We start from the raw sequence: 17,169 nt of genomic DNA on the forward strand, positions 1-17,169 counted from the left end.
ATTACCCCACTGAACCTTCAAGACTGATTTCAAGCAACTTACCGGCTTCTACGGCGAACTCCATAGGCAGTTCCCGGAATACTTCTTTGCAGAAGCCATTAACGATCATTGAGACCGCCTTTTCAGCGTCAAGGCCTCGTTGCTGACATAAAAATAACTGGTCATCACTGACCTTCGAGGTCGTTGCCTCGTGTTCTACTATTGCGGTCGGGTTGCTGCTTTCAATATACGGGAAGGTATGAGCTCCACATTGATCGCCGATAAGCAGCGAGTCACACTCGGTAAAGTTGCGGGCGCCTTCTGCTCCGGGCCCCATTCTGACCAGCCCCCGGTAGGCGTTATTGCTGTAACCTGCGGAAATACCCTTAGAAATAATAGTCGACTTGGTATTTTTACCTAAGTGGATCATTTTAGTGCCGGTGTCGGCTTGCTGTTTACCGCGGGTAAGCGCAACGGAATAGAATTCCCCGACGCTGTTGTCACCTTTTAAAATACAACTTGGATATTTCCAGGTTACGGCTGACCCGGTTTCGACCTGAGTCCAGGATATTTTAGCGTTGGTTTCGCACAAACCCCGTTTGGTAACAAAATTGTAAATGCCGCCCTTACCGTTTTCATCACCCGGGTACCAGTTTTGTACCGTCGAGTATTTGATTTCGGCGTCATCCATCGCCACCAGCTCGACCACTGCCGCATGCAGTTGATTTTCATCACGCTGAGGTGCTGTACAGCCTTCTAGATAACTGACGTAGCTACCTTCTTCAGCAATAATTAATGTACGTTCAAATTGTCCTGTGTTTTGCTCGTTTATACGGAAGTAGGTCGATAATTCCATCGGACAACGGACGCCCTTGGGGATATAAACAAAGGAACCATCCGTAAAAACCGCACTGTTAAGCGCTGCAAAGTAATTGTCGCCCTTGGGCACCACGGTTCCCAGATACTTTTTGACCAGCTCCGGATATTTTTGTAACGCTTCTGAAATTGGACAAAAAATCACCCCGGCTTCTTCCAGTTTTTCCCGGAAGGTGGTTACGACTGAGACTGAGTCGAACACGGCATCGACTGCCACGCCCGCTAACATTTCCTGCTCATGTAGCGGAATACCCAGTTTTTCATACGTACGTAACAGCTCAGGATCAACTTCGTCCAGTGACTTTGGCTTGTCCTTCATGCTTTTCGGGGCCGAATAGTAGGAGATCGACTGATAATCAATTTTCGGATAGTCGACATGAGCCCAATCCGGCTCTTCCATTTTTAGCCATCGGCGGTAAGCCTGAAGCCGCCATTCGGTCATCCATTCGGGTTCGTCTTTCATTGCAGAGAGGCGACGGATCACGTCTTCATCGAGACCGGGCGCAAAGGTTTCTGATTCAATTGCTGAAATAAAGCCCGCATCGTATTTGCGCTCGAGGGCCTGATCAATTTGTTCGCTCATGTTTACCACCTTGCTGAACTGCGGATGCTTGGCATTATAAAATACTTGACTAAAACACTCAACTTTATCGGAGTTTAATTTTCTTGTCGTCAGTTCGTGCCGAATAGCCCGACATTATACGGTGCTTTGGTTAACTTGTCGCATATCCTGTGCAGTTACCAAACGGACCGAGATGTCCCGTTTTAACCCAGCCTAATCAGATTGCTACTCGCTAAGAGAAATCCAAATTCAGCATGAAGTTAACCTGTTCAAAATAAAAAACCGTACTACAATTACGTTAAAAGCAGAATTTGTGATTCATTAATTAAGATAAAGGAGTACATGATGGCAAATGTCGGTGGCATTGATCGGATTCTTCGCGCTCTCATTGGCTTGGCTATTATTGTCTGGTCACTGCAGGCAGGTAACTTGTGGTGGATTTTAGGTGCCGTTCTGTTAGGTACAGCGGTATTTAAAGTTTGCCTGCTGTATAAGCTTATCGGTGTTTCAACGGATGAAAGCAAAAACGATCCCTCATTATGAGGTGACCGCTAAGGTGCTGTTGCCTTTAACATGAAACACTCTTGATTTTGGCCAAAAAACTGCGTTTAATTGGGGTAACGCGGTACAGCACTTGGGTTACAAAGTCACAGCATGTCTTATGGTCAATATCAAAATCTGCCTTTAACTGATCGCCTGTTGACGATGCTTGAGGCAACTCAAGCGGGTACCTGGGAGTGGAACGTACAAACCGGGGAATGCAACTTTAACGGACGTTGGGCAGACATTATTGGCTACACCCTGGACGAGCTGCAACCGGTAACTATCGACACATGGATGGCCCATGCGCATCCGGACGATCTTGGGTTGTCCGAAAAGAAGCTACAGGAGCATTTTGACGGTATTCGCGACTTTTACGAATGCGAAGCCCGTATGCAGCACAAGCAAGGTCATTGGGTCTGGGTAAGGGATTATGGCAAGCTGGTGTCCCGTACTGAAGCAGGGGAGCCCGAGTGGGTGGTCGGAACCCACATTGACGTTTCCGCGCTGAAAGAACTTAGCCAGCGGTTCGAAGCCTTCGCTGATTTGTTACCGGGTGTTCTCTATCAGTATCAGCTTAATCAGGACGGTAGTTCCTGCTTTCCGTTTGCCAGCAGTGGGTTAGCCGATATTTATGGCGTTACCCCGGAGCAAGTAAAATCTTCGGCCGAAGCGGTCTTTAAAGTAATACATCCTGACGACCTTGAGCATGTAGCAGAGAGCATCGCTGAATCGGCCGCGCAAGGCAGCGACTGGACCTGCGAATACCGTGTTATCCTCTCAGGCAGAGAGTCGTGGGTATATGGTCACGCCCGGCCGCAGAAAACATTTGATGGCGGTACTCTTTGGTACGGAATGATCATTGATATCACCCAGCGCAAACAATTAGAACTGGCGTTAAAAAAAAGCCAGGCTACGTTAACCATGGCCCAGGACATTGCCCGCTTTGGCCATTGGGAAGCCAATCTGGCTACCGGTGAGCTGCGCTGGTCGGATATGATTTATACGATACTGGATTATCAGCCGGGAGAGATCTCGGTATCGGTCGAACGCTTTCAGGAATTGGTGCATCCCGACGATTTAGAAGAGGTACTGCTGGCCCACGAAAAGGCCAATGAGACCGGTACTCTGAATGTTGAACATCGAATGCTGACCCGTTCGGGTAGCGTTGTCTGGGTACAGGAGCTGGCTGAGCTGCAGGAGGACGGACAAACGTTAATTGGTACTGTCCGCGACATTACCGAGCAGAAAAAACTGCAGTTGCAGCTGCAGCGCCAGGCCACTGTTGACCCGCTAACGCAAATAAGTAACAGGCGCCGCTTTAAACACGCACTAACACGTGAATTTAATCGCTTCCAGCGTTACCAAACGCCACTAACCCTGCTGATGTTTGACCTCGATCACTTTAAAAAAGTTAACGACACATACGGTCACTCGATGGGTGATCAGGTGCTTATTCAATTAACCCGGGCGCTGAAACTGGAGTTGCGCGAGCAGGATATCTTTGCCCGTATTGGTGGAGAAGAGTTTGCGATTCTTTTAACAGATACCGGTCAACAGGCCGCTTACAAAGTGGCAGAAAAGCTGCGGGCAATGATTGCCGCCGAAGAAATTCATTACCAAAACAACTGCATTCATGTTTCGGCAACCTTTGGGCTGGTGACGCTTGACGGCACCGTAGGTAGTGAGGAGCACTTGCTGCAAATTGCCGACAGGGCGCTTTATAAAGGCAAAGAGAGCGGCCGCAACTGCGTCATAGTGGCTGACACAAGCCTGTATTGAAGGCATAGACCAGGCGGTTGCATCGCGGTAAAATTAAGCGTCTATTAAAATTCAAGAGTAACTATTATGGGTCGTGCGTTTCAGAATCGTAAAGAGTCAATTGCTAAAACAGCTGCTGCTAAAAGTAAGGTTTATAGTCGGTATGGCCGCGAAATCTATGTGTGTGCCAAGCAGGGCGGCTCTGATCCCGATGCCAACCTGGCATTGCGCAGTTTGATTGACCGGGCAAAAAAGGACCAGGTGCCGTCGCACGTTATCGAAAAAGCCATTGATAAAGCCCAGGGGGGCGCAGGCGAAGATTTTGCCGCAGCCCGTTATGAAGGTTATGGACCAGGAAACTGTATGGTGATTGTTGACTGCCTGACAGATAACCCGAACCGGACCTTCGGAGAAGTGCGTAATTGCTTTACTAAAAGCAAATCAAAAATTGGTGAGCAGGGCAGCGTGATGCACTCTTTTGAGCACTGTGCCATTTTTGCCTTTAAGCACGACAGCGAAGATGATGTTCTGGAAACCCTGATGGAAGCTGATGTCGATGTTACGGACGTCGAGTTTGAACAGGACACAGTCACCGTATTTGCTCCTCATACTGAATATGCGGCGGCAAGACAGGCACTCACCGGGGCTTTTCAGAGCATTGACTTTGAGGTTGATGAAATTCAGTTTTTACCTCACGTGACCTCCACTATCAGCGAAGAGGACCAGCCTATGTTTGAACGCCTGATGGATATGCTGAATGACTGTGATGATGTACAGAAGATCTATCATAATGCTGAGGTTTAATCGGTAAAAACTCTGATCCAGATCAACTTCTTCAGACTAAATCCCATTTAAACTAAAGGGGTATTTAACCACAAGGAGTTACCCATGAAACGTTCTGTCTTGTCTCTCGGTGTAGTAGTCGGGTTAATAAGTGGTTCTGCACTTGCTAACGATTTCTCTGTGAATGTTGGTGCCATCGGCGTCATGCCAGATGACAGCAGCAGTTCTTTAAACGTTGTTGAAACAGTTGCCGGCCTGGAACAAAACAGTACGGGTGTTGGGGTCAATACGAATACACAGCTGGGTATTACCTTTGATTACGCGCTGGACAAAAACTGGACTATTGAACTTGTAGCCGCTACTCCCTTTAGTCACGACATCAGTGGCACCGGCTCGCTGGCCGGAGTAAGTATCGGCAACACCAAGCATTTACCGCCGACTTTGCTGGGTCAATATCATTTTGATATTGGCTATGATTCGGTCCGGCCCTTTATTGGCCTGGGTGTTAACTATACTGCATTTTTTGACGATCAGGTGTCGCCGGCAGTGAAAGGCCTGTTAGTAGATACCGGTGTTGCGACTGAGTCCGACGATGTTGACCTGGCACTTGAAAATAGCTGGGGTGTTGCCTACCAGGCGGGTGTTAACGTCAGTTTGACAAAAGACTGGGGTGTCCACTTTATGGTCAGCAAAATGGACATCGACAGCACCGGCGATGTGCGTTTGAATGGAGCAACTATTGAAAGCGTGGACGTTCAGATTGACCCGGTGGTTGCAATGTTAGGTGTTCGTTACACCTTTTAAATAATGTTTGCTGATAAAGCCGTTGGCAGCTATCGGGTTGCCAGCGGCTTTATTTTGTCGGCGCCTTTTTTGTCAGTTTGCGCTGAAGGGTGCGGCGATGCATGCCCAGCTGCCTTGCCGTTTTTGAAATGTTGCCCTGATTTTGTTGTAAAATCCGCTGTATATATTCCCATTCTACTTGTGCCGGCGACAAAGGCTCAGGTGCTGCATCAGAAGCAGGGCTTGTCCCCTGAAGTCTGTCGAGTAGCTCTTTGCTGGACACTGGCTTGGCAAGGTAGTCAGTTGCACCCCGTTTGATGGCGGCAACGCTGGTGGCAATGCTGGCATAACCTGTCAGTACAATAAGCTGTTGCGGGTTAAACGCCTGTCGCAGCGGTTCGATAAGTTCCAGGCCATTTTCCTCGCCCAGCATCATATCAAGAAGAACGACATCATAAGGGCCGGGTTGCTTTAGTGCTGATGCGCTGTCATGGGCTACATCCACCTGCCAACCATGATGCCGGAGTCTGCGTTGCAGAACTTCGCAAAAGCTTTTTTCATCGTCTATCAATAACAAAGACTCACTCATCTTTATTTTCCTGTGCGAGCGGTAACCGGACTTCAGTTTGGATGCTATTACCGACTTGCTGCCAGCTGACATCACCGCCGTGACGCTCAATGGTCGCATGGCTGATTACCGCGCCAATACCTGTGCCTTCGGAGCTTTTTTGTATGCGTATGCCAAGGGTCGCCATAGCAGAAGTGGCGTCATTGCTGTGATTCTCAATAGTTATCCTGAGTACCTGCTGCCTGCGGCATACCGTTATGCTAACAATTGCCGGGCTGCTGTGTTCAGTCCGGCTGGCGTTAACGATTAAGTTAACAATCGCGGGAAATAACGTGCGATCACAGATGATCGCATCCGTTGGCGAAGGTTCATCAACATTCCAGATCGCCGGACTTTCCGGAACGATGACAGCAAACAGCTGCCGTAGCTCCTGGCTAACTTTTGTTAACGGGTAACGGTGCCGCCGCCTGGCCCGGATATCATCAGCCGACTGGCGCCATTGTTGCAGACTGGCGTTTACTTTTTGGGTTTCGGTTTGTAGCGGCTGTAGCTGATCCGGGTTAAGGGTGTCCGAGAGCTCCTCAATTAACAGGTTAATGGTCTGAACCGGGGTTGCCAAATCATGGGTTAACTGAGCTGCGGCTGAACCAATAGTAAGTAGTTGCTCATCGCGGAGCTGTCGCTCGCGCAGTTCCTGAACTTGTTGTTGGCTAAAGATTAAGCGCCGCTTTAATAAAAAGCTACTGATCCAAATAATCAGCGCTGCAATGACAAAACTAAGGACCATCCCCTGTGAATGGGCTAAAAAACTATCGCTCATCTCATGGCGGGCATGGCCCAGGCCACTTGAAAACACCATTGGCAATAGTAGCTGAGCCATCTGGCCGAGGATACTGACAACCAGTATCAGCAACGCAGGCGCCCAGGGCAGTAATAGCACGCCAACAACGACAAAAATCAGCAACAGGGTCGAAAAGGGGTTGCTTATACCGCCACTGATAGCGAGCAGGGCGTTGGCTACCGAAATATCCAGCACCAGGCCAAAACTTATAACCCAGTGACTGCGCCGGGCCAGGCAGAAGCTGGCGAGTGTAAACATAGTGTTTTAAATTGCCTTTTAAAATTGATAACTGGTTTGTAACCAAACGACGCGACCAGGCTCGTTTACCCGGGCGACTTGCTCAAAGCCGGCGATATTGGCACCGGCACTGCTAACATGCTCAGCGTAAGTTTTATTTAAGATATTATCGATGCCTGAACTGACTTGCCAGGCAGTACTCAGCGACCAGTTTATATTAGCCGATAGTACGCCATAACCCGGCGTTTTGGCAAAATCGTAACCGATAACATTGCCCCGCCCGATATCGACTTTATCCTGTTTTGCTACCAGCCGCCAAACGGCTGCGTAGGTAATATCATTATATTGATACTCGCTGGCAAGACGCAGCTCATCGGCGGGCTGCTGAGGCAAATAACGATCGTCTGTGCGGTTAGTGCCGCGGGTAACTGATAAAGCTGCAGAAAGCTGCCAACCAGGCGTTAAAAAGTAACGTCCGGTGGCTTCTCCGCCCCAGCTTTTAGCTTCGATGTTACGAACCTGTTCCGGCTGCATCATTGGTGCCTGTTCTAATAAAATAAAGTTGTCGATATCACTGTAAAATACGGAACCTTCAAAGCGCCAACCATCACTGCGCCACTGCACACCCAGATCCAGCTGCTGATTGGTTTCAGGCTCAACAAATAAAGCCGATGCAGAGTCCTGGTAGCGACGGTTATTACCAATAGTTTCCCAGTAATCGGGGAAACGCTCTGCCTGACCCCAGCCAGCATACCAATAGCCTTGTCCGAAGCGTTGTTCGATACGTAAAAAACCACTCCACAAGTCGTCATCGTGAGTCATATTAGCGGTTGGGTTAGGCTGCATCTGCATCATTGCACCAATGGTTTGCCGCTTGTCAGTCAGCCGCCAGTGATCTGCTCGTAAGCCGCTGGTCAGGAACAATTGGCGACCTAACGGCATTTCGTGCTCTGCAAACAGACCTAATTGCGAGGCGGTCGCATCGGCGCTGCGAGGCAGACTTTGATAAGGTGTTTCTAGTTGGTTACGGCTAATCCGGTCGCGGTGCTCATTTTGGTGGTACTCTGCCCCCACCCGACTCTGCTGATCCTGAATAAACCGCCACTGACTCTCGGCTCTGATGCCCCGAGAGTAGCGGTCCGGGTTGCGTGCTGTTCGATTAGGCATCATCATTGAAGGGGTGAAATTACGCAGCGAGTAATTGTCCATAACATGATCGATGTGGTTAACGTAAGCACTGACATCTGCTGAGCGCAGCGTGCCGGAGTTTTCATACTGATAGCTTAGAGCAACACTGCGTCGTTCAAACTGTGCGCCATCCATTGCGCGGTCAGCATAGGCTGCTTCACTGTCACCCACGCCTAAGCTAAGCTCAAGCAGATGCTCCTGCGAGGGGGTCCAGGCTAAATCGACATCGCCGCTCCAGCGCTGATAATGGCTGTTAATTTCACGGCCATTACCGTCCTCATAATTATCAGCAGTGGCACCACTTAAATTGGTGCGAAGGTAGCCGGATTCATTACCGGCGATGAGTTCCGCACTGGTATTCAAGCGACCAAAACTTGCCGTTGTTGCGTTAAGGTAACCCTCATAACCCGGCTGGCTAAACCGCAGTGGCTCTCGCTCGAACAGAATGGTCGCCGCGCTGCCGGCGAAGCGAACGCTTTGCGGCCCTTTAATAATAGTGACAGAGTCGTAGCTTTGCGGTGTTATGTAGGCGGTCGGCGGATCCATCCGGTTACTGCAGCCACCTTGCATCATTTGGCTATCATTAACGATGGTTAGCCGCGAAGCCCCCATACCGCGAAACAAAGGTTCTGATGACGCACCCCCGTTGCGGGTTGCGCTAAACCCGGCCAAAGTTTTTAAAAAGTCGCCGCCATCATGAGCGGGCAGTGGCTGCCGGGGCTTTTTAGTATCAATAACCCAAACCCCGGGAGACACCATGGACTCGCCAGTAACAATAACATGCTCATCGATGTGGGTGTCTGCAACCGGAAGGTCTTGTGCGGTTACGGAAAAAGCAAAAAAGGCTGAGCTTAGCGCAAGGGTATGTCGCATGGCGTTTTTAAACTCCTTAAAAAAGAAGCCGTTATTATCGCCTTTAACACCATTTTTTAGGATGCGGCAAAACGTAGCACCCGATTGATAAAAGCGCCGCGCCGGGCGGCGCCCGGTAGTGTTTACTGAGCCAGTTCCCGTTCGGTTTTTAAACCAAACACTTTATGCAAAATAATGGCAGCCGGACAAAAGCCGGTAAACGACTGCTGCAGCAAGTTAGCGCCGACAAATACGGTTAGCCAGACAAAGTTCGGGTGTACCCAGTAGGTCAACCCGACCGACAGTAAAACCATAAATCCCGCAAATGCCATGACGGCTTTTTCTACACTCATTGTGAACCTCGCCAGAAGAAAATTTCGTTTAGGTTGATGCAACTCAAATGACGCCCTGAATCAAACCGGGTTTGTCGGAGGCTAATAATCTTGAGAGAATCAGCCAATGAACAAAAGAATCACCTATTCACCGGAAGTCCGCGAACGTGCTGTTCGCATGGTTTTGACATCAGAGCATGAGCACTCGTCGCGATGGGCTGCTTTGGTATCTATTGCATCCAAAATTGGTTGTACTCCAGAAACCTTAAGGTCCTGGGTCAACAAAATGGAGGTCGACTCAGGCAAGAAGCCAGGGGTCACCAGTGATGCCGCAGCCAGAATGAAAGAGCTCGAGCGAGAGAACAAAGAGCTCAAGCAGGCTAACGAGATCCTGAAAAAAGCTGCTGCATTTTTTGCGCAGGCGGAGCTCGACCGCAAACCGAAGAAATAGTCCAGTTTATTGATGCTCACCGGGCGTTGTATGGTGTCGAGCCAATCTGTCGGGTCTTAAAGATTGCACCATCAACGTATTATCGCTGCAAGTCACTTGAAGCGGAGCCAGAGCGTCGCTGCCAGCGTTTTCATCAGGATGAAGCACTAAAACCAGAAATTCTACGCGTATGGCAGGAAAACCGCAGCTGCTATGGCGTCAGAAAAGTGTGGAAACAGATGATACGAGAAGGCTTTACGGTTGCCCGTTGCACGGTCGCCAGGTTGATGACCGTTCAGGGCCTTCGTGGTGTGCGCCGAGGTCGCGGCTGTGTCACGACCATTCCCGATGACAGTGCGGATAAACCATTAGATTTGGTCAATCGTGAGTTTACTGCGCAGCGCCCGAATCAACTGTGGGTCGCAGACATCACCTACGTCGCGACCTGGTCAGGTTTTGTTTATGTCGCCTTTGTCACCGATGTTTTCTCGCGCAAGATTGTTGGTTGGCGTGTGATGAAATCGATGCAGACACAGTTAATCCTGGACGCCTTAGAGCAAGCATTATGGTCACGAGGAAAACCGAAAGGCGTTATTCACCACAGTGACCGCGGTAGCCAGTATGTGTCTATTCGCTACTCAGAGCGACTGTCAGAAGCGGGTTTTAGTGCGTCAGTTGGAAGTGTTGGGGACTCGTATGATAACGCGCTAGCTGAAACGATTAACGGCCTGTATAAAGCGGAAGTCATCTACAAAGACGGACCCTGGCGAGGGCTCGAGCAAGTCGAACTGGCAACACTCGATTGGGTCGACTGGTTCAACAATAAGCGCCTGTTGAGTCCCATCGGGGATATTCCACCTGCTGAGTATGAAGATAACTATTATCGACAACTAGCAGAAGATGAGGCAGCATGACTCAAACAAATACGCCTCCGAATTTACCGGTTCGATTCACCCTGCTATGTTCAGATACGCTTGCTGAGCCAGCCAAATGAAGCTTAAAGACAATTAAGGATAAAGCATAATATATGACAACGCCACACATTCAAGCACAAGCCGGAGAGATTGCCGAAAGCTGCCTGCTGCCAGGCGATCCTTTGCGGGCAAAATTTATTGCCGAGCATTTTCTAGCGCAACCCAGGCAAATCAATGCCACGCGCAATATGTTGGGGTACACCGGTACATACCGGGGGCGCCCGGTGTCGGTGATGGGAACGGGAATGGGCATGCCCAGCTGCATGCTGTATGCGGAAGAATTAATCCGCGAGTACCGGGTTAAGCGGCTAATACGGGTTGGCTCCTGTGGTTCAACCGATGCTGGTATTACTGTTAACGATCTGCTCATCGCGGCGTCGGCTTCGACGGATTCGAGCGCCAACCGTAATCAGTTTAATGGGTATGATTTTGCCGCAGCGGCCGATTTTAATTTACTTGAGACTGCCGTTAACGCAGCCAGGCAGCAAGTGGCGCGATTTCATGTCGGTAATGTATTTTCCACTGACAGCTTTTATCATCCCGACAAAAAGTTAGTTGCGACCCTAAACCGTATGCATATCCTTGCCATCGAAATGGAGGCTGCCGGGCTATACGCAGTGGCTGCCCGGCATCGAGCGCAGGCGCTGGCTATTTTGACGGTATCCGATGACTTAGTAACGCAACAGCATCTGTCAGCTGAGCAGCGAGAGCGCTCATTTCAGCAGATGATCACTCTGGCGCTGGACACCGCTATAGCCGGATATCCGGATTAAAATGCAGCCAGGCCTGTTTGTGCTCTGCCTAAAATGAGGGCATGAATATCCTGAGTACCTTCATAGGTGTTAACGGCCTCCAGATTCATAACATGGCGGATCACATGGTACTCGTCAGAAACGCCGTTGCCGCCGTGCATATCGCGGGCCTGGCGGGCGATATCAAGAGCTTTGGCGCAATTGTTGCGTTTAATCAATGATACAGCGGCTGGATTTAAGGTTCCTTTATCCAGCTCTCGTCCCGCTTGCAGTGCGGCCAGCAAGCCCAGGCTGATGTCAGTTTGCATATCCGCCAGTTTTTTCTGAATCAACTGGGTGGCTGCCAGGGGCCGGCCAAACTGTGTGCGATCCAGCGTATACTGGCGTGCTGCATGCCAACAAAACTCTGCTGCTCCCAGGCTTCCCCAGGCAATACCATAACGGGCTTTGTTAAGGCAGCTAAAAGGTCCTTTTAAACCGCTGACATTGGGTAATAACTGTTGCTCGGGTACGGCAACGTCCTCCATCACGATTTCGCCGGTAATCGATGCCCGTAATGAGAATTTCCCCTCAATTTTCGGGGCACTCAGGCCGGGCATATTTTTTTCTAAAATAAAGCCCCGGATCTGGTCGTCAAGTTTTGCCCAGACTACAAAGACATCAGCAATTGGAGAGTTGGTTATCCAGGTTTTGCTGCCATTCAGAACATAACCATCGGCTGTACGAGTTGCAACGCTGCGCATGCTGGCCGGATCGGAGCCGGCATCGGGTTCGGTTAGCCCAAAACAGCCAATCCACTCACCACTGGCCAGCTTTGGCAGGTACTTTTGCTGTTGCTCACTGCTGCCAAAGGCATAAATAGGGTGCATGACCAACGATGACTGAACACTCATTGCACTGCGATAACCGCTGTCGACGCGCTCAATTTCACGGGCTATCAGTCCATAACAAATGTGATTAACGCCAGCTCCGCCAAACTGCTCGGGTATGGTAGCGCCCAGCAAGCCCATATCACCCAAATCGGTCATAATATCGCGATCAAAATGTTCGCGACGGTTGGCTATCAGAACACGCGGCATCAACTGTTGCTGGGCATATTGATGAGCACTGTTCTGTACCATACGCTCTTCGTCGCTCAGCAAAGCACTCATATTGAGCGGATCCTGCCAGTTAAATGCGGGTTGGGGCATGACGTTCTCCGTAGGTCAGGGGGCAGAGGTAGTTAACTTAACAGTCTTTCAAGAACTGCAGGTTCCTTTATCTTTAGCATCGACTGCTGCGTATCAATAATTCCTTGCTGCTTAAAAGACGTGAAAATTCGGCTAACGGTTTCGACGGCCAGACCCAAATAATTAGCAATGTCGGTGCGCGTCATCGGCAAGCGGAATTCGTAGCGCGAGAACCCGTGTTCAAAAAAATGTTTGCTAATGGACAGTATAAAAGACGCAATGCGCTGCTCTGCAGAGGTGTTTACAACACTTAAATAATGGGCGTTGCGTTGCTCCAGGCGCTGGCTTAATAACTGCAGCAGATTTTTATCAACACCGGAAAAATCCTGTGCAAAAAGCCGGTTAAGCTTTATTTCGCAGAGCATGGAGGTTTCAAGCGCTTCACAGTAAGTCACCGCGGCACCTTTAGAGATGGACTCCATGCCAATGATGTCACCAGCCAGATGAAAGCTGGTTATCTGCTGTTTACCTTCCCGATCAATAGTGTAGCACTTAACCGATCCGCTTTTTATGGCAAAGAGTGAATGCATGGGCTGATCAGGACTGTAAACTGTTGATTTTTTTGCATAGACATGCGGTTCTCGGCTGCTCTTGTCCAGCCGTTCAATCTCACTGGGAATCAACCCGGCCGGTACACAAATGGACTGCATGCAGCACTGATTACACTGTATGGGATTGCGCATAGCCACCTCAGCTTGATCTTTTCGGGTACGAGTCATGTTTGGAAGCCTTAATCAGTTAAAATATCAACAGCATCTACCGGACACACAGCGTGACAGCTAGGCTTATCGTAATAGCCCTCACACTCAATGCACAGTGACTGATTAATTTCGTAATGTTCGGCGCCCATATCAATGGCATCAACCGGACATTCGGGTACGCACATGTCACAATTTATACACTCTTCATTAATGACTATCATAGCGCTTTGCTCACGGTTTAAACAACAATTTAATGGCTTATAGCTTAATCAGCATTGCGTACGGAATATCTTCCCGGGCCACCGGTAACTGAGTTTGGACGACCACCTGATAACCAGAACCTGGCGCCCGAATCATAGGGCTCCCCTTATCATCGGTCAGAGCTTGTACACTAAACGTCTGATTGCATGATGGTGTCATCAGCAGCACGGTGTCACCCACCGAGAAGGCGTTTTTTACCTCAACCAAATACTGTTGTTCGGCTTGCTCATTAAGTAACTGACCCACTAGCAGCTGTTCGCCCTCGCTGTGTGAGCGCTCATAATTTTGCAGGTCCTGAGATGAGTGGCGCTTTAAAAAACCATGGGTAAAGCCGCGGTTTGCCATACCGCTAAGGTCGTTTAGCAACTGAGGATTAAAAGTCCGGCCGGCAGCCGCATCGTCTATAGCCTGACGATAGACCTGTGCTGTTCGGGCGACGTAGTAGTCGGACTTAGTTCGCCCCTCAATTTTTAGTGAATGAACCCCTAACCTAACCAGTTCATCCACCAGATCGACGGCCCGGAGGTCTTTTGAGTTCATGATATAGCTACCGTGTTGATCCTCATCCAGCAGCATTAAATCCTGAGGTTGCTTTGGGTCGCCTAATAACACCGGGTCCGGTACCTCATTAGCCGGAACATACTGTCCCACCGCATCGGTTGTTGCTTCGTGCACCTGATAACCCCAGCGACAGGCGTTAGTACAGGCGCCCTGGTTAGGGTCACGTTTATTCATGTAACCCGATAGCAGACAGCGACCCGAGTAAGCCATACACAATGCACCGTGGACAAAAACCTCCAGCTCCAGTTCGGGTACTTGTGTTCGCATTTCCGCAATTTCCGACAAGGATAGTTCGCGCGATAAAATCACCCGTTCTATGCCTTGCTGTTGCCAAAACTTTAAAGCCGCCCAGTTGATAGTGTTGGCCTGTACTGATAAGTGCAGAGCCTGCTGAGGATAATGCTCACGTAACAGTAAGATAACACCCGGGTCTGAGACGATAAGTGCATCCGGTCCCAAAGCGATAATTTTGCCCATATGCTCGACAAAGGTTTTTAACTTGGCATTGTGGGGCGCGATATTCACCACCACATAAAAGCGTTTGCCATGTTGATGCGCGTATTCGATGGCGGCGCCCATATTCGCTATGGTAAAAGCGTTATTGCGGACACGCAGGCTGTAGCGGGGCTCGCCGGCATAAACGGCGTCAGCGCCATAAGCAAAGGCCATTTTCATAGCTGCAGGGTTGCCGGCAGGGCATAGAAGTTCGGGTTTAGAGACGTTTGTGACCATGGACAGCTTGATTTAGATCAGTTTTTAAAAGTTGGGTGGAGGTTAACAAAATTAGAAACCCTAATTGTTGATACAAATCAAAGTCACGAGGTGTAGGCTAAAGATAATTAATGGTGGGCTAAAGCCACCATGACAAAAGGAGGATATTATGCAGAGCGAATTTTGGCACAAGCGGTGGCAAAACCAAGAGATTGGCTTCCATCAGATGGAAGCGAACCGGTTACTACGTGAACACTTTGCCAGTGTTGCAAAGCCTGATGCAACTGTATTTGTGCCCTTGTGTGGCAAGTCGAATTGCTTGTTATGGCTACTTGAAAAAGGCTACCGGGTATTCGGTATCGAACTCAGTGAGTTGGCGGTAGAGCAGTTTTTTGAAGAAAACCGACTGCAGCCGGCAATTGCCCGGCATACGCACTTTACCAAGTACTCTGTAAATCAGTTAACAATATGGGTTGGCGACTTTTTTAAGCTTCGCGCAGCAGATTTAGCCAATGTTGATGCATGGTACGACCGGGCTGCTATGATAGCGTTGCCTCCGGCAATGCGAAGTGATTATACCAAGCAGCTTTGCCGGCAATTGCCAGCGCATACAGAGGGCCTATTAATCACCCTTCAGTATCCGCCGGGCTATCGGCAAGGCCCGCCTTTTTCAGTGACCGAAGAGGAGGTGAAAAAAGTGTACGGGCAACGATTCAGGATCGAACAGTTAGCCCGTCAGCAGGGATCAATTAATGCCCTTGAGTCTTGCGACAACCCGGTGATAGAACAAGCGTTCAAATTAGCAAAACCTTGATGTCGCTAATGAAGTCACTCAAACGACTTTGGAATAGCGTTGTTGTCCATTATCGAGGTACTGATCAAAGCACGCACAGATACTACGAACCCATAATCGGCCTTTATCGGTAACTCGTAATTGGTGCGCTGAAATTTGAATTAAACCATCTTCGATAAAAGGCGACAGTCGGTAGGCAGCATCAGCGAAATGCTGCCAAAAATTGCTAATGTCCCATTGTCGGCTAAATGCCTCGATATCCAGCGTGAAATGGCAGATAATCTGAGAAATCAATGCTGCCCGTGCTTTATCTTCGGCGTTTAGGCTAATTCCTTTGATAACGGGTAACTGCTGATTGTCCAGCCGTTTATAATAAGCGGGCAGTTCTTTTTCATTTTGCCATAACACTCCATTGACTTGACTAATGGATGAAACACCAAGGCCCAACAATGCATCCTGTCCGTCGGTGGTATAACCCTGAAAATTACGCTGCAAGCGGCCTTCACGTTGAGCAATTGCCAGGCCGTCAGTTTCTCTGGCAAAATGATCCATACCAATGAACTGATAGCCCGCTGAATCAAGCTGGGTAATCGCCTGCTCGAGCAGTTGCAGTTTAACTGATGGTTGTGGGATGGAATCCTCGGGAATTTTGCGCTGGCCAGCGAAGCGTTGCGGCAAGTGAGCATAGCTAAAAATTGAAATCCGGTCTGGATCCATGGTAACAACCTGTTTAATCGAATGACTGAAAGTCGTTGGTTGCTGGTAAGGTAAGCCATAAATTAGATCTACGTTAACCGACTGAAAACCAAGTTCTTTACTCAACTTTATTTGGTGGCTAATCAGATCGTGATCCTGCACACGATTGATAGCAACTTGTACTTTTTGATCAAAGTCCTGAATACCGTAGCTGACACGGTTGAAGCCTAAAGTCCGTAAGTGTCGGAGTTTCTCGTCACTGCAACTGCGTGGATCTATCTCGATACTGATTTCGGGGTTGTCGATAAAATTAAAATACCGACGGACCAATAACATTAAGCGGCTAAGCTGAGCCTCTGTTAAAAAGGTTGGCGTACCGCCACCCAAGTGTATTTGCCGGATATCTTTATTAGCAACTAACGGGCTGTACATCGCCATTTCAAGCGCTAAATAATTCAGGTACTTGTCGGCCTTGTGCTGATGGCGCGTAACGACTTTGTTACAACCACAGTAATAACAAAGCTTATGACAGAATGGTAGATGAATATAAAGGCATAAGCCATCTTCAGCTGTCCTTAACGCGCTTTCAATCCGATTCGGTTCAAACTGTTCGGAAAGCATCAAAGCGGTTGGGTAGGATGTGTAGCGAGGCCCATTGATGTTGTATTTCTCAATCAACTTTTTGTCCCACTGAATGACTGACATAATGACCTCTTAATTAGCTGAGATGGCTATACTACCAATCTCCTCAAACATAAG

Annotated in this window: 16 protein-coding genes, 1 pseudogene and 1 other annotated feature; of the genes and pseudogenes, 7 read left to right on the forward strand and 10 right to left on the reverse strand. The window is 49.1% G+C overall.

Translation table 11 applies throughout. The features are described from left to right. Position 1: 1 nt before the first annotated feature. Positions 2–1,438, reverse strand: a complete 1,437-nt coding sequence (sufB, locus tag LG288_RS00740) for a Fe-S cluster assembly protein SufB (RefSeq protein WP_404401053.1) — start codon at positions 1,436–1,438, stop codon at positions 2–4. A 321-nt stretch (positions 1,439–1,759) separates the two neighbouring features. Between sufB and LG288_RS00745 the strand changes: the two genes are divergently transcribed. The 4 genes from LG288_RS00745 (at position 1,760) to LG288_RS00760 (ending at position 5,305) form a co-directional block, all read left to right on the forward strand. Next, positions 1,760–1,960, forward strand: a complete 201-nt coding sequence (locus LG288_RS00745) for a DUF2892 domain-containing protein (RefSeq protein WP_404401055.1) — start codon at positions 1,760–1,762, stop codon at positions 1,958–1,960. A gap of 111 nt (positions 1,961–2,071) precedes the next feature. Then, complete coding sequence (locus LG288_RS00750) at positions 2,072–3,739, forward strand: PAS domain-containing protein (protein WP_404401057.1); 1,668 nt, start codon at positions 2,072–2,074, stop codon at positions 3,737–3,739. A gap of 66 nt (positions 3,740–3,805) precedes the next feature. Continuing rightward, entirely contained in the window at positions 3,806–4,522 is a 717-nt protein-coding gene (locus LG288_RS00755) for a YebC/PmpR family DNA-binding transcriptional regulator (protein ID WP_404401059.1), read from the forward strand. Between the two features lie 84 nt (positions 4,523–4,606). Continuing rightward, positions 4,607–5,305 (forward strand): OmpW family protein, encoded by a 699-nt coding sequence (locus tag LG288_RS00760; RefSeq protein WP_404401061.1) that lies wholly within the window; start codon positions 4,607–4,609, stop codon positions 5,303–5,305. A gap of 49 nt (positions 5,306–5,354) precedes the next feature. On the opposite strand, the gene LG288_RS00765 is transcribed toward LG288_RS00760, so the two are convergent. The 4 genes from LG288_RS00765 to LG288_RS00780 form a co-directional block, all read right to left on the reverse strand. Beyond that, complete coding sequence (locus LG288_RS00765; protein WP_404401063.1) at positions 5,355–5,873, reverse strand: response regulator transcription factor; 519 nt, start codon at positions 5,871–5,873, stop codon at positions 5,355–5,357. After that, entirely contained in the window at positions 5,866–6,951 is a 1,086-nt protein-coding gene (locus tag LG288_RS00770; RefSeq protein WP_404401065.1) for a sensor histidine kinase, read from the reverse strand. Before LG288_RS00770 ends, LG288_RS00765 begins: the two co-directional genes overlap by 8 nt. A gap of 18 nt (positions 6,952–6,969) precedes the next feature. After that, on the reverse strand, positions 6,970–8,991 hold the full coding sequence (locus tag LG288_RS00775) for a TonB-dependent copper receptor (RefSeq protein WP_404401067.1): 2,022 nt from the start codon (positions 8,989–8,991) through the stop codon (positions 6,970–6,972). A gap of 122 nt (positions 8,992–9,113) precedes the next feature. After that, positions 9,114–9,323 (reverse strand): DUF2892 domain-containing protein, encoded by a 210-nt coding sequence (locus tag LG288_RS00780; RefSeq protein WP_404401069.1) that lies wholly within the window; start codon positions 9,321–9,323, stop codon positions 9,114–9,116. Positions 9,324–9,429: 106 nt separating this feature from the next. Between LG288_RS00780 and LG288_RS00785 the strand changes: the two genes are divergently transcribed. Both LG288_RS00785 and deoD read left to right on the forward strand, forming a co-directional pair. Further along, a protein-coding gene (locus tag LG288_RS00785) for an IS3 family transposase (RefSeq protein ID WP_404401071.1) occupies positions 9,430–10,646 on the forward strand; the annotation gives its coding sequence in 2 pieces (ribosomal slippage) (positions 9,430–9,712 and positions 9,712–10,646; 1,218 coding nt in all). Continuing rightward, positions 9,708–9,824: a sequence feature (AL1L pseudoknot), on the forward strand. (Overlaps the previous gene by 117 nt.) A 113-nt stretch (positions 10,647–10,759) precedes the next feature. Further along, positions 10,760–11,479, forward strand: coding sequence for a purine-nucleoside phosphorylase (gene deoD / locus LG288_RS00790; protein ID WP_404401073.1), 720 nt, complete (start codon positions 10,760–10,762; stop codon positions 11,477–11,479). Here the strand turns inward: deoD and LG288_RS00795 are convergent. From LG288_RS00795 to yegQ, 4 genes and pseudogenes are all read right to left on the reverse strand, one after another. Next, positions 11,476–12,648, reverse strand: coding sequence for an acyl-CoA dehydrogenase (locus LG288_RS00795; protein ID WP_404401075.1), 1,173 nt, complete (start codon positions 12,646–12,648; stop codon positions 11,476–11,478). The genes deoD and LG288_RS00795 overlap by 4 nt on opposite strands. Before the next feature lie 32 nt (positions 12,649–12,680). Beyond that, positions 12,681–13,406 (reverse strand): helix-turn-helix domain-containing protein, encoded by a 726-nt coding sequence (locus tag LG288_RS00800; protein ID WP_404401077.1) that lies wholly within the window; start codon positions 13,404–13,406, stop codon positions 12,681–12,683. A 26-nt stretch (positions 13,407–13,432) separates the two neighbouring features. Next, positions 13,433–13,609 (reverse strand): annotated as a pseudogene (locus tag LG288_RS00805) (4Fe-4S binding protein); the annotation flags it as partial. A 37-nt stretch (positions 13,610–13,646) separates the two neighbouring features. Beyond that, complete coding sequence (gene yegQ / locus LG288_RS00810; RefSeq protein ID WP_404401079.1) at positions 13,647–14,879, reverse strand: tRNA 5-hydroxyuridine modification protein YegQ; 1,233 nt, start codon at positions 14,877–14,879, stop codon at positions 13,647–13,649. A 211-nt stretch (positions 14,880–15,090) separates the two neighbouring features. Here yegQ and tmpT point away from each other — a divergent pair, with 211 nt between their 5' ends. Further along, positions 15,091–15,735 (forward strand): thiopurine S-methyltransferase, encoded by a 645-nt coding sequence (gene tmpT / locus LG288_RS00815; RefSeq protein ID WP_404401081.1) that lies wholly within the window; start codon positions 15,091–15,093, stop codon positions 15,733–15,735. An 18-nt stretch (positions 15,736–15,753) separates the two neighbouring features. Here tmpT and hemN read toward each other — a convergent pair whose 3' ends face one another. Beyond that, positions 15,754–17,115 carry an oxygen-independent coproporphyrinogen III oxidase gene (gene hemN, locus LG288_RS00820; RefSeq protein ID WP_404401083.1) on the reverse strand — a complete coding sequence of 454 codons (1,362 nt, stop codon included), beginning with the start codon at positions 17,113–17,115 and terminating at the stop codon, positions 15,754–15,756. Between the last annotated feature and the right edge of the window lie 54 nt (positions 17,116–17,169).

This window comes from Idiomarina seosinensis, from assembly GCF_044797955.1.
GTDB classification, from domain to species: domain Bacteria; phylum Pseudomonadota; class Gammaproteobacteria; order Enterobacterales; family Alteromonadaceae; genus Idiomarina; species Idiomarina seosinensis_A.

Bases quoted from the DNA above. Each gene is read 5' to 3' on its own strand.
- sufB (WP_404401053.1), bottom strand. From the start codon at position 1,438: ATGAGCGAACAAATTGATCAGGCCCTCGAGCGCAAATACGATGCGGGC.
- LG288_RS00745 (WP_404401055.1), top strand. From the start codon at position 1,760: ATGATGGCAAATGTCGGTGGCATTGATCGGATTCTTCGCGCTCTCATT.
- LG288_RS00750 (WP_404401057.1), top strand. From the start codon at position 2,072: ATGTCTTATGGTCAATATCAAAATCTGCCTTTAACTGATCGCCTGTTG.
- LG288_RS00755 (WP_404401059.1), top strand. From the start codon at position 3,806: ATGGGTCGTGCGTTTCAGAATCGTAAAGAGTCAATTGCTAAAACAGCT.
- LG288_RS00760 (WP_404401061.1), top strand. From the start codon at position 4,607: ATGAAACGTTCTGTCTTGTCTCTCGGTGTAGTAGTCGGGTTAATAAGT.
- LG288_RS00765 (WP_404401063.1), bottom strand. From the start codon at position 5,873: ATGAGTGAGTCTTTGTTATTGATAGACGATGAAAAAAGCTTTTGCGAA.
- LG288_RS00770 (WP_404401065.1), bottom strand. From the start codon at position 6,951: ATGTTTACACTCGCCAGCTTCTGCCTGGCCCGGCGCAGTCACTGGGTT.
- LG288_RS00775 (WP_404401067.1), bottom strand. From the start codon at position 8,991: ATGCGACATACCCTTGCGCTAAGCTCAGCCTTTTTTGCTTTTTCCGTA.
- LG288_RS00780 (WP_404401069.1), bottom strand. From the start codon at position 9,323: ATGAGTGTAGAAAAAGCCGTCATGGCATTTGCGGGATTTATGGTTTTA.
- deoD (WP_404401073.1), top strand. From the start codon at position 10,760: ATGACAACGCCACACATTCAAGCACAAGCCGGAGAGATTGCCGAAAGC.
- LG288_RS00795 (WP_404401075.1), bottom strand. From the start codon at position 12,648: ATGCCCCAACCCGCATTTAACTGGCAGGATCCGCTCAATATGAGTGCT.
- LG288_RS00800 (WP_404401077.1), bottom strand. From the start codon at position 13,406: ATGACTCGTACCCGAAAAGATCAAGCTGAGGTGGCTATGCGCAATCCC.
- yegQ (WP_404401079.1), bottom strand. From the start codon at position 14,879: ATGGCCTTTGCTTATGGCGCTGACGCCGTTTATGCCGGCGAGCCCCGC.
- tmpT (WP_404401081.1), top strand. From the start codon at position 15,091: ATGCAGAGCGAATTTTGGCACAAGCGGTGGCAAAACCAAGAGATTGGC.
- hemN (WP_404401083.1), bottom strand. From the start codon at position 17,115: ATGTCAGTCATTCAGTGGGACAAAAAGTTGATTGAGAAATACAACATC.